We start from the raw sequence: 15,069 nt of genomic DNA, 5'->3' as shown, positions 1-15,069 counted from the left end.
GTCGTACGGCTCGGTCAGCCCCGGTTGAGCTCGAACCAGACCACCTTGCCCGTGCTGAGCCGGGTCGCGCCCCAGCGCCGGGCCATCCGGTTCACCAGGTACAGCCCGCGGCCGCCCTCGTCGGTGGCGCGTGCCTGGCGCAGCCGCGGCAGCTGCGGCACGTCGTCGCCGACCTCGCAGCGCAGCACGTCCGTGCGCAGCAGGCGCAGCGTCACCGGCCGCGAGGCGTACCGCACGGCGTTGGTGACGACCTCGCTGACGAGCAGCTCGACGGAGTCACTGAGCTCCTCCATACCCCAGCGCTGCAACGCGCGCCGGGCCAGCCGGCGGGCACGGCCGGGGGCCGCGTCCTCCGGTTCCAGGAACCAGTACGCCACGTCGCTGGGCGCGATCCCGTCGAAGCGGGCGGCGAGCAGCGCGATGTCGTCGTCCCGGTCGCCCGGGCCGAGCATGTCGAGCACCTCGTCGCACAGCGCTTCCAGGGGCGGCGGATGGTCCGGCCCGGTGAGCTGCGCGACCGCGGCGAGCTTCTCCCGCAGCTGCTCGATGCCGGTCCACACGTCGCGCAGCCGCGACTCGACCAGACCGTCGGTGTAGAGCAGCAGGGTCGCACCGGCGGGCGCGTCCAGCTCCACGGCCTCGAAGTCCACGCCGCCGACCCCGATCGGGGCACCGGCGGGCACGCGCAGCACCTCGGCACGGCCGCCCAGGTGCAGCAGGACGGGCGGCGGATGACCGGCGTTGGCGATGGTGATGCGGTGCGATACCGGGTCGTACACGGCGTAGAGGCAGGTCGCCATGCGGTCCACGCCGAGGCGCTGGGCCTGCTCGTCGAGGTGGTGCAGGACCTCCTGCGGCGGCAGGTCGAGACCGGCCAGGGTCTGGGCCGTGGTGCGCAGCTGGCCCATGATGGCCGCCGAGGTCATGGAGTGGCCCATGACGTCACCGACGACCAGGGCGACCCGGCTGCCGGGCAGCGGGATCGCGTCGTACCAGTCGCCGCCGACCCGGGCCGTCTCCGCGGCCGGCAGGTAGCGGGAGGCCAGCCGCACGCCCGTCGGGCGGGGCAGCGTCTCCGGCAGCATGGTGCGCTGCAGCTCGTCCGCGATGTAGGCCTCACGGCCGTACAGCACGGCCTTGTCGATGCCGAGGGCGCTGTGCGTGGCGAGCTGGGCGGCCACCAGGAGGTCGTCCGGCTCGAAGGCGATGCGCTCGGGGCGGCGCAGGAACAGGGCGGCACCGATCACCCGGCGCCGGCCGCGCAGCGGGGCGAGGATCGCGCGCTGCCCGTCCGGCACGGCGAACTCGCCGCCTTCACCCAGCAGTTCCGGCAGCGCGGCGCGGGCTGCGGGGGCGTCGGTGAACACCGGGCGCACCCCGCGCAGCACCTCGGCGAGAGCGCTGCCGGGCCGCACCTCGCACAGCTCGGCGCCGACCGTGTCCAGCTCGTTCGGTTCGGGCGGCGCGGCCGGCTGGAAGCCGTTCTCGGTGTCGCGCTCCGCCGGTATCCGGTCGGTGCGGCGCAGCCGCAGCACCAGCGGGCCGGTGGGCCGCTCGTCGCCGACGGGCAGCGGGTCGCGCAGATAGACCAGGATCGCGTCGGAGAAGGTGGGCACGGTGGCCCGGCACAGCCCCATCACGATCTCGTCGAGGTCGATGCCGCGGGCGATCCGCCGGGTGGCGGCCCCCACGAACCTCAGGCGGTCGCCGTCCCGCCGCATGGGCGTGGGCCGGCCGGGCGGCAGGCTCTGGCCGCTGCGGCGCTCCTGCCCGTCGGTGCTCACCCCCGGCCGGTCCTGTTCGTCGGCCGGCTGGACCGGAATGCCCTCGGGGGCCGGGCGCGGCCGAGGCGTGTCGCGCTCGGCGGTCTGCTCGGCACCCGGCTGGGAGTGCTCGAAGGCGGGGTCGCTCACGGTGTCCTTGCCCTTGCCGAACGGCGTGGAAGTGCCCGGCTCCGACGTGCCCGGCGTGCTGTGTGCCGTAGTGACCGGAACGGTGACGTCGCCGCCGGGGCGGCCCTGTACCGGTAAGGCGCCGGCGCCGGGCCCCCGCGCCGGTGTCGGGGTATGCACGAACGCCCCGCGGGGATCCACGGGGTCGACGCCCGTCTGGGGGCGTTCGAACGAGGTCGGCTGCTCCGTCACGCGTGTCGAATCCATCCGTCCGGGGCTGCGCGCCGCGCGCGCAGTTGGTCCCGCCGAAACTCCGATACCCGGATTACGTGTCCCAGGAACGGAATTCCCGCGTGGTCAGAGGTTGTTCCTGTGTCACCGGCGGACCGTCTGCGGCCCGTGGCGCAGGCCCCGCCGGTGTTGCCCTCGTACCCCTCGCTCACGTCCTGCCGCCCCTCGGTGACGATCGGTCAAGCCCAGCGCGTGCTCAGGTAGTTGCCGCCGCGCGCCCTTGCGGAGGACGATCCTACGTTTCTTTACCGGGGGCGCATCAAGGGTCTCATGAGGACACATGCGCGGGCGTACGATCCCAGTCCTCCGGGAGTGACGGTACCGCCCAGGACGGATCCGGGCGCCAGTGCTGCCAGCCTTCCGAGAACGGCGGCCCCCAGGCGCGGATCACCTCCACCGCGTCCCGCCCCGCTTCCCGTACCTTTTCCGCCTGTTGGTCGTCCATCAGCCCGTCCCGCCGGGCCTGGGCGAACTCGTCCTCGTCCCGCCAGTGCCAACTACGGTCGGGATGGACGGAGATGTCCAGGAAATGGTCCACGGAGTCGACGCCGCCCGACCAACGGACCAGCGGCTCCTCCAGGTTCACGTACCAGTTCTTGAACTGCCAGCCCGGCTCCCAGAACAGCCACACCGACCAGGGCTCGCCGGGCCGGGCCAGCTTCAGCACACCCGTGCCGAACCACCGGTCGCGCTGCACGGTCCGCGGCTTCGTGTAGCGCGACTCCAGCGGTTCCAGGTGCACGGGCGTGCCGTCGGCGAGCACGGGCTTCACACACTCGGTGCCGGGCGCCAGCCACACGGCGAGCAGGTCGGCGTCGTCCCGGACGACGGTGACGGGGCGCGCGATGTGCACGTGCGTGCCGCCGTTCTCCCGGTACCGCCACAGGATCCGGCTTCCGGGCGCCCAGAAGCCTGCCGCACCACCCGTTTCCACGCGTCTCATCGCTCCACCGTCTGCCATGAACAGATATTAGGTGCCGTAGGCATACGACGCTGCGGCGCGTGTCACGGTTCACGCGCCGGGCACACGAACGCGTCCCCTCGTCACGGGTGTGTCATCCGCAGGACATCGAGCGCCTCGTCGAGCTGCTCCGCGGTCAGGTCCCCGCGTTCCACGTACCCGCCGTCCAGCACGACCTGACGGATCGTCTTCCGCTCGGCCAGGGCCTTCTTGGCGACCTTCGCGGCCTCCTCGTAGCCGATGTACTTGTTGAGCGGGGTGACGACGGAGGGGGAGGACTCGGCGTACTCCCGCGCCCGCTCGCGGTCGGCGGTGATGCCGTCGACGGTCCGGTCGGCGAGCAGCCGCGTCACGTTGGCGAGCAGCCGGACCGACTCCAGCACGTTCTTCGCGATGACCGGCAGCATCACGTTGAGCTCGAAGTTGCCGGCGGCGCCCGCGGTGGCGACGGTGGCGTCGTTGCCGACGACCTGGGCGGCGACCATCAGCACGGCCTCCGGGATGACCGGGTTCACCTTGCCCGGCATGATCGAGGAGCCGGGCTGGAGGTCGGGCAGGGCGATCTCGGCCAGGCCCGTGCGCGGCCCGGAGGACATCCAGCGCAGGTCGTTGGCGATCTTCGTCAGCCCGACCGCGATGGTCCGCAGCTGCCCGCTGGTCTCGACGATTCCGTCCCGGGCGCCCTGCGCCTCGAAGTGGTTCCGGGCCTCGGTGAGGGGCAGCCCCGTCGTGCGGGCGACCTCCTCGATGACGGCGGCGGAGAAGCCGGGCGGGGTGTTGATGCCCGTGCCGACGGCCGTACCGCCGAGGGGCAGTTCGGCGAGCCGGGGGAGGGACGCCTCGAGACGCTCGATGCCGTACCGCACCTGGGCCGCGTACCCGCCGAACTCCTGGCCCAGCGTCACGGGCGTGGCGTCCATGAGGTGCGTCCGCCCGGACTTCACGACGTCGGCGAACTCCTCGGCCTTGCGCTCCAGGGAGGCGGCGAGGTGTTCCAGGGCCGGGACGAGGTCGCGCGTCACGGCCGCGGTGGCGGCGATGTGGATCGAGGAGGGGAAGACGTCGTTGGACGACTGGGAGGCGTTGACGTGGTCGTTGGGGTGCACGGCGCTGCCCAGGCGCTCGCCGGCGAGGGTGGCGATGACCTCGTTGGTGTTCATGTTGGACGAGGTGCCCGACCCGGTCTGGAACACGTCGACCGGGAAGTGCGCGTCCCACGTCCCCTCGGCGACCTCCCCGGCCGCGTCCTGGATCGCCTGCGCGATGTCCTTGTCCAGGACCCCCAGCTCGGCGTTGACCTTGGCCGCCGCCCCCTTGATGCGGGCCAGCGCCTCGATGTGCGCGCGCTCGATGCGCTGCCCGGAGACGGGGAAGTTCTCCACGGCCCGCTGGGTCTGCGCCCGCCACTTGGCATGGGCGGGCACCCGCACCTCGCCCATGGAGTCGTGCTCGGTGCGGTACTCGGTCCTGTCCTGCTCGTCGGTCATCGACGATCACCTCCACGTGTCACAGCGTCCGCGCCGTGACCACTGTTCCCCGTGGAGGCGAATCGGCACCGCCGTTCTCGGGCGAGTCCGGGACCGCGTACCGGAATGGACTTGAACGCGGGGGCGGGTGTCACCCGGCCCGTGCCGTTCGAGGGCGAGGCCCTTCAGCGGCCGGTGGAGATGAGACGGGCAGGGGCGGCCGGGAGGGGAGAATCCCTCTCCCGCCGCCCCCGGGGCACTACGCCAGGCCGGGTCCCCGCACCGGGATCGACGTGAACGTCGGCGCCGGCGCCGGGTCCTGGAAGAAGTCGTTGCCCTTGTCGTCGACGACGATGAACGCCGGGAAGTCCTCGACCTCGATCTTCCAGACGGCCTCCATGCCGAGCTCCTCGTACTCGACGACCTCGACCTTCTTGATGCAGTCCTGGGCGAGGCGGGCGGCCGGGCCGCCGATGGAGCCGAGGTAGAAACCGCCGTGGGCGTCGCACGCGGCCGTGACCTGCTTGCTGCGGTTGCCCTTGGCCAGCATCACCTTGGAGCCGCCGGCCGCCTGGAACTGCTCCACGTAGGAGTCCATCCGGCCGGCCGTGGTCGGGCCGAACGAGCCCGACGCGTAGCCCTCGGGTGTCTTGGCCGGACCGGCGTAGTACACCGGGTGGTCCTTCAGGTACTGCGGCATCTCCTCGCCCGCGTCCAGCCGCTCCTTGATCTTGGCGTGCGCGATGTCGCGGGCCACCACCAGCGGGCCGGTGAGGGACAGACGGGTCTTCACCGGGTACTTGGTCAGCTCGGCGAGGATCGTGTCCATCGGCTGGTTGAGGTCGATCTTCACCACGTCGGAGGACTCGTCGAGGTGCTCGTCGGTCGTCTCCGGCAGGAAGCGCGCCGGGTCAGTCTCCAGCTGCTCCAGGAAGACGCCCTCGGCGGTGATCTTCGCGACGGCCTGGCGGTCGGCGGAGCAGGACACGGCGATGGCGACCGGGCAGGACGCGCCGTGCCGCGGCAGGCGCACCACCCGCACGTCGTGGCAGAAGTACTTGCCGCCGAACTGCGCACCGATGCCGATCTTCTGCGTCAGCTCGAAGACCTTCTCCTCCAGCTCCTTGTCCCGGAAGCCGTGCCCGAGCTCGGAGCCCTCGGCCGGGATCTCGTCCAGGTAGTGCGCGGAGGCGTACTTGGCGGTCTTCAGCGCGTACTCGGCGGACGTGCCGCCGACCACGATCGCCAGGTGGTAGGGCGGGCAGGCCGCCGTCCCCAGCGAACGGATCTTCTCCTCCAGGAACTTCATCATGGAGGACTCGTTCAGGACGGCCTTCGTCTCCTGGTACAGGAACGACTTGTTGGCCGAGCCGCCGCCCTTCGCCATGAAGAGGAACTTGTAGGCGCCGCCGTCGGCCGCGTACAGCTCGATCTGCGCGGGGAGGTTGGAACCGGTGTTCTTCTCGTCCCACATGGTGAGCGGGGCCATCTGCGAGTAGCGCAGGTTCAGGTTCTGGTACGCGTCGTAGATGCCGCGGCTCAGGGCCTCCTCGTCGCGGCCCGCCGTCAGCACGTTCTGCCCGCGCTTGCCCATCACGATCGCCGTGCCCGTGTCCTGGCACATCGGCAGCACGCCCGCCGCCGCGATGTTCGCGTTCTTCAGCAGGTCCAGCGCCACGAACTTGTCGTTGCCCGACGCCTCGGGGTCGTCGATGATGCGGCGCAGCTGCGCCAGGTGGGCCGGGCGCAGGTAGTGCTGGATGTCGTGGATGGCCTCCTCGGCGAGCTTGCGCAGCGCCTCCGGCTCCACCTGGAGGAAGGTCCGCCCGTCCGGCCCCTCGACCGTGGAGACACCCTCGGAGGTCACCAGCCGGTAGGGGGTGGTGTCCTCTCCCTGGGGGAGCAGATCGGTGTACGCGAACTCAGGCATCTCAGCCCATTCCTCACTCGACGGACGGCGGCCCGCCTCCATTGGCGGGCGCCAACCAGCGTAGAACCTGCCGCTGACGGCGAGCTTGTGAGGTAAGGCTCAGTTCGTCACACTCGGCCGCGAACCAGGGGTGTCGCGATCTATCGTGTTTCGGTACGCTGCAGCCGTGGACCTTCAGAAGCACGACCTTCAGAAGCAGGAGCCCGCCGGCTCCGAGCTCCGCGCCTCCGACGCCGAGCGCGACCGCATCGCCGACATCCTGCACGACGCCCTGGCCGAGGGCCGCCTCACCGCGGATGAGCACGCCGAGCGCGTCGAGGGGGTGCTGCGCGCCAAGACCGTCGGCGAACTGGAGGTCTTCATCCGGGATCTGCCCGCGGCCCACCACCAGGGCCCCGGCCCCGCCCACGCCCCGGCCCCCCTGCGCCCCACGGCCGGCGCCATCCCGATCGACGCGGACGACAACGTGGTCGCGGTCTTCAGCAGCGCCGTCCGCAAGGGCCGCTGGCGCGCGGGACGCCGGATCCACGCTTACGCGATCTTCGGCAGTGTCGAGATAGACCTCAGCGAGGCCCTCTTCGACCACCAGCAGGTCGTCGTCAAGTCCTTCGCGATCTTCGGCAGCGTCGACATCCGCGTCCCGGAGAACGTGTCGCTGCGCGGCACGGGCGGCGGCGTCCTCGGCAGCTTCGAGGTGGCCACCCTCGACTCGGGCGAACCGCAGGCCCCCATCGTCTACGTCGACGGCTGGGCCGTCCTCGGCAGCGTCGAGGCGCGGCCGAAGCGGGGCAAGGTCGTGGCGGACATCCTGGACCGGGTGCATCGCAAGGTCGACAGGAGTTTGCGCAAACACCTGGGGCATTGACAGTCGCGAATCCCCCGAATCCGGCGGTTCGGAACTCAGTGCATAGGCGCGCGTACAGCGGGTAGGCCTTGCTGCATCGTCTCTCGCTCGCGAAGCCGTCGTCAGGAGTAGACCGTGCTGCAACCGCCGCATTCGTCCGTGCAGGTAGCTGCCGTTCCGGCCCCGCGGGTGCCAGCGCGAGACAGGGACCAAGACGCCCCGTGGCACACCGAGGCGGTGTGCCGGCGTGACGAGGCAGGCCTGTTCTTCGCCCCCTCCAAGGAGCCGACCGCCGCGAGGCTGTCCCGGGAGGAAGCGGCGAAACGGGTCTGCGCCCGCTGCCCCGTGATGGTCGAGTGCCGCGAACACGCCCTGCTCCAGCCCGAGCCCTACGGCGTCTGGGGCGGCCTCACCGCCGCCGAGCGCCGCGTGGTCCTGGCCCGGCGCCGCCGCCGCGACATGGAGCTGAAGAAGACGGCTCGCCCGGCGAACCAGATAGCGGCGGCGGGCTGACGGCCCAGCGCCACGAACGAGCACCACACGACGAACACCGCAAGACGAACACCAGAACACGAGCACACGAGACGAGCGTGACGACAAAGGGCGTCCCCACCGCACCGGGGACGCCCTTTCGTGGTGCCGGCGCTCCGCTCCCGTGCCGGCCCGCTTCGCCCCGGGGCTACTTGCCCTTGTCGAAGTCGATCGCGCTGTAGGCACGCAGCTTGCTCAGCCGGTGCTCGGACGAGATCCGGCGGACCGTGCCCGACCGGGACCGCATCACGATCGAGTCGGTCGTGGCGGTCTCCGCCCGGTAGCGAACCCCCCGCAGCAGCTCCCCGTCGGTGATGCCCGTGGCCACGAAGAACACGTTCTCCCCGGTGACGAGGTCCTCGGTCGTCAGCACGCGGTCGAGGTCGTGCCCCGCGTCGATCGCCCGCTGCCGCTCCTCGTCGTCCTTGGGCCACAGCTTGCCCTGGATCGTGCCGCCCAGGCACTTCACCGCACAGGCCGAGATGATGCCCTCCGGCGTACCGCCGATACCGAGCAGCAGGTCGACGCCCGTGCCCTCGCGCAGCGCCAGGATCGAGCCGGCCACGTCGCCGTCGGAGATCAGCCTGATGCGCGCCCCGGTCTCCCGGATCTCCTTGATGATGCCCTCGTGCCGCGGCCGGTCGAGGATCACCACCGTCACGTCCTCCGGCGCGGACCGCTTCGCCTTGGCGACCCGGCGGATGTTCACCGACACCGGGGCGTTGATGTCGACGAAGTCGGCCGCCTCGGGCCCGGTGACGAGCTTGTCCATGTAGAAGACGGCGGACGGGTCGAACATCGACCCGCGCTCGGCGGCGGCCAGCACCGCGATCGCGTTCGTCATGCCCTTCGCGGTCAGCGTGGTGCCGTCGATCGGGTCGACGGCGATGTCGCATTCGGGCCCGGTGCCGTCGCCCACGCGCTCCCCGTTGAACAGCATCGGGGCTTCGTCCTTCTCGCCCTCGCCGATGACGACGACGCCGTTCATCGAGACGGTGGAGACGAGGGTGCGCATGGCGCGCACCGCGGCACCGTCGGCGCCGTTCTTGTCACCCCGCCCGACCCAACGGCCCGCGGCCATCGCCGCCGCCTCGGTGACCCGGACGAGCTCCAGGGCGAGGTTGCGGTCGGGGGCCTCGGAGGGCACATCGAGTTCGGACGGCAAGTGATGATGCTCGGTCATCGGAGCGCACCTTTCTGTACGACGACGGCCGGATGAGGGTGTTCTTCGCCCGACTCTATCGCCGAGCCCACAAAATGAGCAGGGGCCCCCACGGATGAGCGCGGCAGGGACCTGCGACGATAGGGGGCGTGGCAGGCAAGAACGGCAAGCAGAAGACGGCGCGGGACATGATCCTCTCCATGGGAGTCATCGTCCTCGTAGCGGGCTTCGTGTACCTCTTCATCCCGCACGACGACAGCGCGCCCGACGTGAAGGCCGTCGACTACCGGGTCGAGCTGCTCACGGCACGCCGCGCGGCCTCCTACCCCGTGGCCGCCCCCCAGGGTCTGCCCGGCACATGGAAGGCCACCTCCGTCCGCTTCCAGGGCGACAGGTTCGACGCCTGGCACCTCGGCTTCCACGATCCCGAGGGGGAGTACGTGGCGGTCGAGCAGTCCACTCAGCGGCGCCCCGTCTTCCTCGACGAGGCGACCCAGGGCGCTCGGGAGACCGGGAGGACCGAGAAGATCGGCGACGGCACCTGGACCCGTTACGAGGGCGGCCGGTACGACGCGCTGGTCCTCGAGGGCACCAAGGGCTCGACGACGGTCGTGACGGGCACCGCGTCCTTCGCCCAGCTGACGAAGATGGCCGAGGCGCTGCAGACGAAGTAGTCGTACGACGAAGGCCCCCGGCGGACGCCGGGGGCCTTCGTCGTACGCGCGTCGGTCAGACGGTCGTGACGACCTGGTCGAACTCCAGGCGCGGGGAGCGCGGGTACCAGGCGTCCGGGCCGGGGCGGCCGATGTTGACGACCATCAGCGGGGTGTGGTCGTCGTCCAGGAACTCCTTGCGGACGCCCTCGAAGTCGAAGCCTGTCATCGGGCCGGCGGCGAGACCGGCGGCACGGACACCGACGATGAAGTACGCGGCCTGGAGGGCGGCGTTCAGCGCGGCGGCGTTCTCGCGGACCGGGCGCTCGGTGAAGAAGACGTCCTTGATCTGCGGGGCGGCCGGGAACAGGTGCGGCAGCTCCTCGTGGAACTCGTTGTCCGCGGAGAGGATCGCCACCAGCGGGGCGCTCGCCGTCTTGGGCCGGTTGCCCTCGGCCATGTGCGCCACCAGGCGCTCGCGGGCCTCGGGGGAGCGGACCAGGGTGATGCGCAGCGGGGTCTGGTTGAAGGCGGTCGGACCGTACTTGACCAGGTCGTAGATCGCCTGCACCTGCTCGTCGGTCACCGGCTCGTCGGTGAAGGTGTTGGCGGATCGGGCCTCGCGGAACAGCAGGTCCTGGGCGGCGGGGTCAAGAACGAGGGACATGAAGGCACTTTCTCGCGACGGTCGGTCCGGAAGATCGGCTGACGTCTCCGACCGTACCGTGAATGAAGTTCAATGTTCAATCAATGTGGGGGGTGTCGTATGCCACCCCGAACCGAACGGTCCCGGTTACTCCGCGCCCTCGTCCTCCGCGGCCTCCTCCGCCAGCGCCGCGTTCAACCGCGCCCGGGCCCCGTCCAGCCAGCGCCGGCACACCTTGGCCAGCTCCTCCCCGCGCTCCCAGAGCGCGAGGGACTCCTCCAGCGTCGTACCGCCCGCCTCCAGGCGCCGGACGACCTCGATCAGCTCGTCCCGCGCCTGCTCGTAGCCGAGCGCCTCGCCGGCGCCCGGTGTCTCATCAACCTCGCTGGTCATCCACCCACCCTATGTGTCCACTCGTACGGAGAACTCACCCTCGGAGACCCGCGCGCGCAGGGCCTCGCCGGCCTCCACCTCGCCGGGATCGCGGACCGCGTGCCCGTCCGCCTTCTGCAGCACGGCGTACCCGCGCTTCAGGGTCGCGGCGGGGGAGAGGGCCACCACGCGCGCGTGCGTGTGCGTCAGCTCCGAGTCGGCGCGGTCGAGCTGGTGCCGCAGACAGCGCCGGCCCCGGTCGAGCAGGTCCGCCACCTGGTCGGCGCGCACGTCGATCATCCGGTGCGGATCCTCTATCGACGGCCGCGCGAGCGCGTGCGCCAGCCCGCGCTCCTCCCGCTCCACCAGCGCCGCCACACACCGCCGCGCCCGGTCCCGCAGCAGCCGCACCCGCTCGTACTCCTCGCCGACGTCCGGCACCACCTTCTTGGCCGCGTCGGTCGGAGTGGAGGCGCGCAGGTCGGCGACCTGGTCCAGCAGCGGGTTGTCCGGCTCGTGCCCGATGGCGGACACCACGGGCGTACGGCACTGCGCGACCGTCCGGATCAGCTGCTCGTCGGAGAACGGCAGCAGGTCCTCCACGCTGCCACCGCCCCGGGCGACGATGATCACGTCCACGTCGTCGATCGCGTCGAGCTCCTTCACGGCCTGCACGACCTGCGACACGGCGTGCACACCCTGCACGGCGACGTTGCGCACCTCGAAGCGGACGGCGGGCCAGCGGTGCCGGGCGTTCTCCAGGACGTCCCGCTCGGCGGCCGAGGCCCGGCCGCAGACCAGCCCGACCAGCTGCGGCAGGAACGGCAGCGGCTTCTTGCGCTCCGGCGCGAACAGGCCCTCCCGCGCGAGGGCCTTCTTCAGCTGCTCCAGGCGCGCGAGCAGCTCACCGACCCCGACGGGCCGTATCTCGGCGGCCCGCAGCGACAGCTGGCCGCGCGGGGCGTACCACTCGGGCTTCGCGAGGACGACGACCCGGGCGCCCTCGCTCACCACGTCCGCGACGGCGTCGAACACCTGCCGGTAGCAGGTGACGCCGACGGAGATGTCGTACGACGGGTCCCGCAGCGTCAGGAACACCACGCCCGCGCCCGGCCGCCGCGACAACTGCGTGATCTGACCCTCGACCCACACCGCCCCCAGCCGGTCGATCCAGCCCCCGATGAGCCGCGACACCTCGCCGACGGGCAGCGGTGCTTCCGGAGTCGTGTTCACAGCCATGCCGCGAGGGTAGTGGGCCGCACCGACAACCCGGCTCAGCCGCCCTGCGAACACCGCCCCGTCACGAGGGCACCGCCCGCCGGCTCCCCTGCACCGCCAGCACCGCCAACCCCACCGCCAGCCACATCGCACCCACCACCTGGGCGGTTCCCGACGCCTCCACGATCACGGCGATCGTGATCGCCGCTCCCGCCACCGGTGCCAGCACATGGCGCCACCAGATGCCGAGACCGCGCCGCAGCGCGGGCTCCCCCTCGGCCGTACGGGCCTGCGGGCCGGTCTCGGACATCGCGCCTCCGCTCCCGCTGTACGTCACTCGCGCCGCCCCATGTCAGTCTTCCCGGGGACTCCGCACGGACGCGATCTTTGACCCGCCGTACGCGGCCTTACGATGGGACGCATGTCTGCTTCGCCTGGCCGCCGTGTCCTGCTCGCCGCCCCCCGTGGCTACTGCGCGGGTGTGGACCGCGCCGTGATCGCCGTCGAGAAAGCCCTGGAGCAGTACGGCGCTCCGGTGTACGTCCGGCATGAGATCGTCCACAACAAGTACGTCGTGCAGACCCTGGAGAAGAAGGGCGCGATCTTCGTCGAGCGTACGGAGGAGGTTCCCCCGGGCAACATCGTGATGTTCTCGGCGCACGGGGTCGCCCCCGTCGTCCACGAGGAGGCCGAGCGCGGCCGCCTCGCCACCATCGACGCCACCTGCCCGCTCGTCACCAAGGTCCACAAGGAAGCCGTCCGTTTCGCGAGCGAGGACTACGACATCCTCCTGATCGGCCACGAGGGTCACGAGGAGGTCATCGGCACCTCCGGCGAGGCCCCCGACCACATCCAGCTCGTCGACGGCCCGGGCGATGTGGCGAAGGTCGAGGTCCGCGACCCGTCCAAGGTCGTCTGGCTCTCCCAGACCACGCTGTCCGTCGACGAGACCATGGAGACCGTCGACGCCCTGAAGGACAAGTTCCCGCAGCTCATCTCCCCGCCCAGCGACGACATCTGCTACGCCACGCAGAACCGCCAGCTGGCCGTGAAGCAGATGGGCGCCGAGTCGGAGCTGGTCATCGTCGTCGGCTCGCGCAACTCCTCCAACTCCAAGCGGCTCGTGGAGGTCGCCAAGATCGCCGGTGCCCGCGAGGCCTACCTCGTGGACTTCGCCGACGAGATCGACGAGGCCTGGCTGGAGGGCGTGACCACGGTCGGCGTCACCTCGGGCGCCTCCGTCCCGGAGGTCCTGGTCGAGCAGGTCCTGGAGTGGCTGTCCCAGCGCGGTTTCGAGGACGTCGAGATCGTCAAGGCGGCCGAGGAGTCCATCACCTTCTCCCTGCCCAAGGAGCTCCGTCGCGACCTGCGCGAGGAGGCCGCGACCCTGGCCGCCGAGCGCGGCGGCGCCGGGACCGGTGAACATTCCGGGGAGTGATCGCGGACAGGCCGGGCAGCACCGCTGTCCGGCCTGTGACCGTCAGTCGTTCGTCGTAACGTAGGGCCATGCAGATCTTCGGAGTGGACATCGGCGGATCCGGGATCAAGGGTGCCCCGGTGGACCTGGACAAGGGCGATCTGGCTCAGGAGCGCCACAAGGTCCTCACCCCGCACCCCGCCACGCCCGACGCGGTGGCCGACGGCGTCAAGCAGGTCGTCGACCACTTCGGCTGGACGGGCCCGATCGGGGTCACCTTCCCGGGCGTGGTCACCGACGGAGCCACGATCCGCACGGCGGCGAACGTCGACGCCGGCTGGATCGACACCGACGCCCGCGCGCTGCTCGGCGAGCGGCTGGGCGGACTGCCGGTGACGGTGGTCAACGACGCGGACGCGGCGGGCGTCGCCGAGATGAACTTCGGCGCGGGCCGCGGCCGCCGGGGCACGGTGATCCTGCTGACCTTCGGCACGGGCATCGGCAGCGCGGTCTTCGCCGACGGCGTGCTCGTCCCCAACACCGAGCTGGGCCACCTGGAGCTGGACGGGCACGACGCGGAGAAGCGGGCCTCCAGCAAGGCCCGCGAGGACCACGACATGACGTGGGAGCACTGGGCGGTGCACCGCGTGCGCAAGTACCTCGCCCATGTCGAGATGCTGTTCTCGCCGGAGCTGTTCATCATCGGCGGCGGCGTCAGCCGCAAGTCCCACAAGTTCCTGCCCTCCATCGAGGGCATCAAGGCGGAGATCGTCCCGGCGCAGCTGCAGAACAACGCGGGGATCGTGGGCGCGGCGATGCGGGCGGCCGGGCACTAGCCGTATCCGTGCGTGCCGCCCGCCCCGGGGACGGGACCTGGGGCGGCCGCTCCGGGGAGCCGACCTGGGGGCCGGGCGCCTCGGACAACGAGAGGTCAGACCGGCGGCCGGGCCCCGGCCGTCCGCCGCCGGTGCACCAGCCGGATCCGCCGGACGATCACGATCAGCCCGGCGATGAGCGTCCCTCCGTACAGCCAGCCGGCCTGCGTGGCGAGTGCCGTCACCAGGCCCATCAGCGTGCCGCCGGTGCCGCCCTCGCCGTCGGCCACCGGCAGCAGCCCCACGGCGAACGCGATCGGCACCACGACGGGCGCGGTCATCAGGTCGCCCCGGCGCACCCAGAGGGCGGTCAGCACACTCACCGGCAGGAACAGCACCCCGTACGCCGTCAGGGACGACCCGAACAGGGCCGAGCAGAGCGCGCCGAGCAGGAACATCACCACCGCGCAGAACAGCCCGCTGCCCAGGCCGGTCAGCCGTGGGTTCGGCGGCCCTCCCGAAGCGGGCGCCGGAGCGGGCGCGGGCCGTCGTACCGGCACCGGCGGGCGGCGCCGCGGCCCCGGCGGCCGGGCCGAGCGCACGGGCTCGCCTCCCGCACCCCGCCCCGCCTGCGACGGCACGGGTTGCCGGGGCGGCCTGGGCCGGTCCCGTCGCGGTCCGTACTGAGGAGATCGCGTCCTGTATTGCTCCACCGCACCAACTTAGGTCGTTCAATATGCCGAATAGGCCTTCAGACACGCCGTCGGCCGATGCTTGGCCAAGCGTTCGACACGTCGCCGGGGCGGTTCCGGACACGCCGTAGACTGGTGGATCGGCCGGTCCCCTGGCCTCCTGGCCCCCTCCACTCACG

The 15,069-nt window shown here is 71.4% G+C and carries 14 protein-coding genes and 1 pseudogene; 5 read left to right on the top strand and 10 right to left on the bottom strand.

Annotated features, from left to right (window positions below):
* Positions 1–14 precede the first annotated feature (14 nt).
* The 4 genes from BJ965_RS13660 to BJ965_RS13645 all read right to left on the bottom strand — a co-directional run bounded on the left by BJ965_RS13660 (position 15) and on the right by BJ965_RS13645 (position 6,540).
* Positions 15–2,159, bottom strand: a complete 2,145-nt coding sequence (locus BJ965_RS13660; protein ID WP_184908890.1) for a SpoIIE family protein phosphatase — start codon at positions 2,157–2,159, stop codon at positions 15–17.
* A 292-nt stretch (positions 2,160–2,451) separates the two neighbouring features.
* Positions 2,452–3,144: a cytidylyl-2-hydroxypropylphosphonate hydrolase gene (gene fomD / locus BJ965_RS13655; RefSeq protein WP_184908889.1), complete on the bottom strand. Its 693-nt coding sequence runs from the start codon at positions 3,142–3,144 to the stop codon at positions 2,452–2,454.
* Between the two features lie 83 nt (positions 3,145–3,227).
* Complete coding sequence (locus tag BJ965_RS13650; protein WP_184908888.1) at positions 3,228–4,631, bottom strand: class II fumarate hydratase; 1,404 nt, start codon at positions 4,629–4,631, stop codon at positions 3,228–3,230.
* Between the two features lie 238 nt (positions 4,632–4,869).
* Positions 4,870–6,540, bottom strand: a complete 1,671-nt coding sequence (locus tag BJ965_RS13645) for a fumarate hydratase (protein ID WP_184908887.1) — start codon at positions 6,538–6,540, stop codon at positions 4,870–4,872.
* Positions 6,541–6,706: 166 nt separating this feature from the next.
* Here BJ965_RS13645 and BJ965_RS13640 point away from each other — a divergent pair, with 166 nt between their 5' ends.
* Positions 6,707–7,405, top strand: coding sequence for a DUF1707 SHOCT-like domain-containing protein (locus BJ965_RS13640; protein ID WP_184908886.1), 699 nt, complete (start codon positions 6,707–6,709; stop codon positions 7,403–7,405).
* 114 nt (positions 7,406–7,519) lie between these two features.
* On the top strand, positions 7,520–7,897 hold the full coding sequence (locus BJ965_RS13635; RefSeq protein ID WP_031103048.1) for a WhiB family transcriptional regulator: 378 nt from the start codon (positions 7,520–7,522) through the stop codon (positions 7,895–7,897).
* Positions 7,898–8,063: 166 nt separating this feature from the next.
* On the opposite strand, the gene glpX is transcribed toward BJ965_RS13635, so the two are convergent.
* The gene (gene glpX / locus BJ965_RS13630) at positions 8,064–9,098 is read right to left on the bottom strand and encodes a class II fructose-bisphosphatase (protein WP_030842703.1); all 1,035 of its coding nucleotides are present in this window, start codon (positions 9,096–9,098) and stop codon (positions 8,064–8,066) included.
* A 128-nt stretch (positions 9,099–9,226) separates the two neighbouring features.
* On the opposite strand from glpX, the gene BJ965_RS13625 reads away from it, so the two are divergent.
* Positions 9,227–9,751 carry a DUF4245 domain-containing protein gene (locus BJ965_RS13625; protein ID WP_184908885.1) on the top strand — a complete coding sequence of 175 codons (525 nt, stop codon included), beginning with the start codon at positions 9,227–9,229 and terminating at the stop codon, positions 9,749–9,751.
* A 55-nt stretch (positions 9,752–9,806) separates the two neighbouring features.
* Here the strand turns inward: BJ965_RS13625 and BJ965_RS13620 are convergent, their stop codons facing one another.
* The 4 genes and pseudogenes from BJ965_RS13620 to BJ965_RS13605 all read right to left on the bottom strand — a co-directional run.
* Positions 9,807–10,397, bottom strand: a complete 591-nt coding sequence (locus tag BJ965_RS13620) for a malonic semialdehyde reductase (RefSeq protein ID WP_184908884.1) — start codon at positions 10,395–10,397, stop codon at positions 9,807–9,809.
* 126 nt (positions 10,398–10,523) lie between these two features.
* Positions 10,524–10,769: an exodeoxyribonuclease VII small subunit gene (locus BJ965_RS13615; protein ID WP_184908883.1), complete on the bottom strand. Its 246-nt coding sequence runs from the start codon at positions 10,767–10,769 to the stop codon at positions 10,524–10,526.
* Between the two features lie 9 nt (positions 10,770–10,778).
* Complete coding sequence (gene xseA / locus BJ965_RS13610) at positions 10,779–11,987, bottom strand: exodeoxyribonuclease VII large subunit (protein WP_184908882.1); 1,209 nt, start codon at positions 11,985–11,987, stop codon at positions 10,779–10,781.
* A gap of 61 nt (positions 11,988–12,048) precedes the next feature.
* Positions 12,049–12,228, bottom strand: a pseudogene (locus BJ965_RS13605) (amino acid permease); the annotation flags it as partial.
* Between the two features lie 150 nt (positions 12,229–12,378).
* Between BJ965_RS13605 and BJ965_RS13600 the strand changes: the two are divergent.
* Positions 12,379–13,404 carry a 4-hydroxy-3-methylbut-2-enyl diphosphate reductase gene (locus BJ965_RS13600; RefSeq protein ID WP_184908881.1) on the top strand — a complete coding sequence of 342 codons (1,026 nt, stop codon included), beginning with the start codon at positions 12,379–12,381 and terminating at the stop codon, positions 13,402–13,404.
* A gap of 68 nt (positions 13,405–13,472) precedes the next feature.
* Complete coding sequence (ppgK, locus tag BJ965_RS13595) at positions 13,473–14,219, top strand: polyphosphate--glucose phosphotransferase (RefSeq protein WP_184908880.1); 747 nt, start codon at positions 13,473–13,475, stop codon at positions 14,217–14,219.
* Positions 14,220–14,314: 95 nt separating this feature from the next.
* Here the strand turns inward: ppgK and BJ965_RS13590 are convergent, their stop codons facing one another.
* Entirely contained in the window at positions 14,315–14,911 is a 597-nt protein-coding gene (locus tag BJ965_RS13590) for a DUF6542 domain-containing protein (protein ID WP_184908879.1), read from the bottom strand.
* Positions 14,912–15,069: the final 158 nt, after the last annotated feature.

The organism is Streptomyces luteogriseus (genome assembly GCF_014205055.1).
Classification (GTDB): domain Bacteria; phylum Actinomycetota; class Actinomycetes; order Streptomycetales; family Streptomycetaceae; genus Streptomyces; species Streptomyces luteogriseus.
The sequence above is the reverse complement of the archived record's forward strand: the minus strand, read 5'-3'. Positions and strand labels throughout refer to the sequence as shown.

Bases quoted from the DNA above. Each gene is read 5' to 3' on its own strand.
- BJ965_RS13660 (WP_184908890.1), bottom strand. From the start codon at position 2,159: ATGGATTCGACACGCGTGACGGAGCAGCCGACCTCGTTCGAACGCCCC.
- fomD (WP_184908889.1), bottom strand. From the start codon at position 3,144: ATGGCAGACGGTGGAGCGATGAGACGCGTGGAAACGGGTGGTGCGGCA.
- BJ965_RS13650 (WP_184908888.1), bottom strand. From the start codon at position 4,631: ATGACCGACGAGCAGGACAGGACCGAGTACCGCACCGAGCACGACTCC.
- BJ965_RS13645 (WP_184908887.1), bottom strand. From the start codon at position 6,540: ATGCCTGAGTTCGCGTACACCGATCTGCTCCCCCAGGGAGAGGACACC.
- glpX (WP_030842703.1), bottom strand. From the start codon at position 9,098: ATGACCGAGCATCATCACTTGCCGTCCGAACTCGATGTGCCCTCCGAG.
- BJ965_RS13620 (WP_184908884.1), bottom strand. From the start codon at position 10,397: ATGTCCCTCGTTCTTGACCCCGCCGCCCAGGACCTGCTGTTCCGCGAG.
- BJ965_RS13615 (WP_184908883.1), bottom strand. From the start codon at position 10,769: ATGACCAGCGAGGTTGATGAGACACCGGGCGCCGGCGAGGCGCTCGGC.
- xseA (WP_184908882.1), bottom strand. From the start codon at position 11,987: ATGGCTGTGAACACGACTCCGGAAGCACCGCTGCCCGTCGGCGAGGTG.
- BJ965_RS13600 (WP_184908881.1), top strand. From the start codon at position 12,379: ATGGGACGCATGTCTGCTTCGCCTGGCCGCCGTGTCCTGCTCGCCGCC.
- ppgK (WP_184908880.1), top strand. From the start codon at position 13,473: ATGCAGATCTTCGGAGTGGACATCGGCGGATCCGGGATCAAGGGTGCC.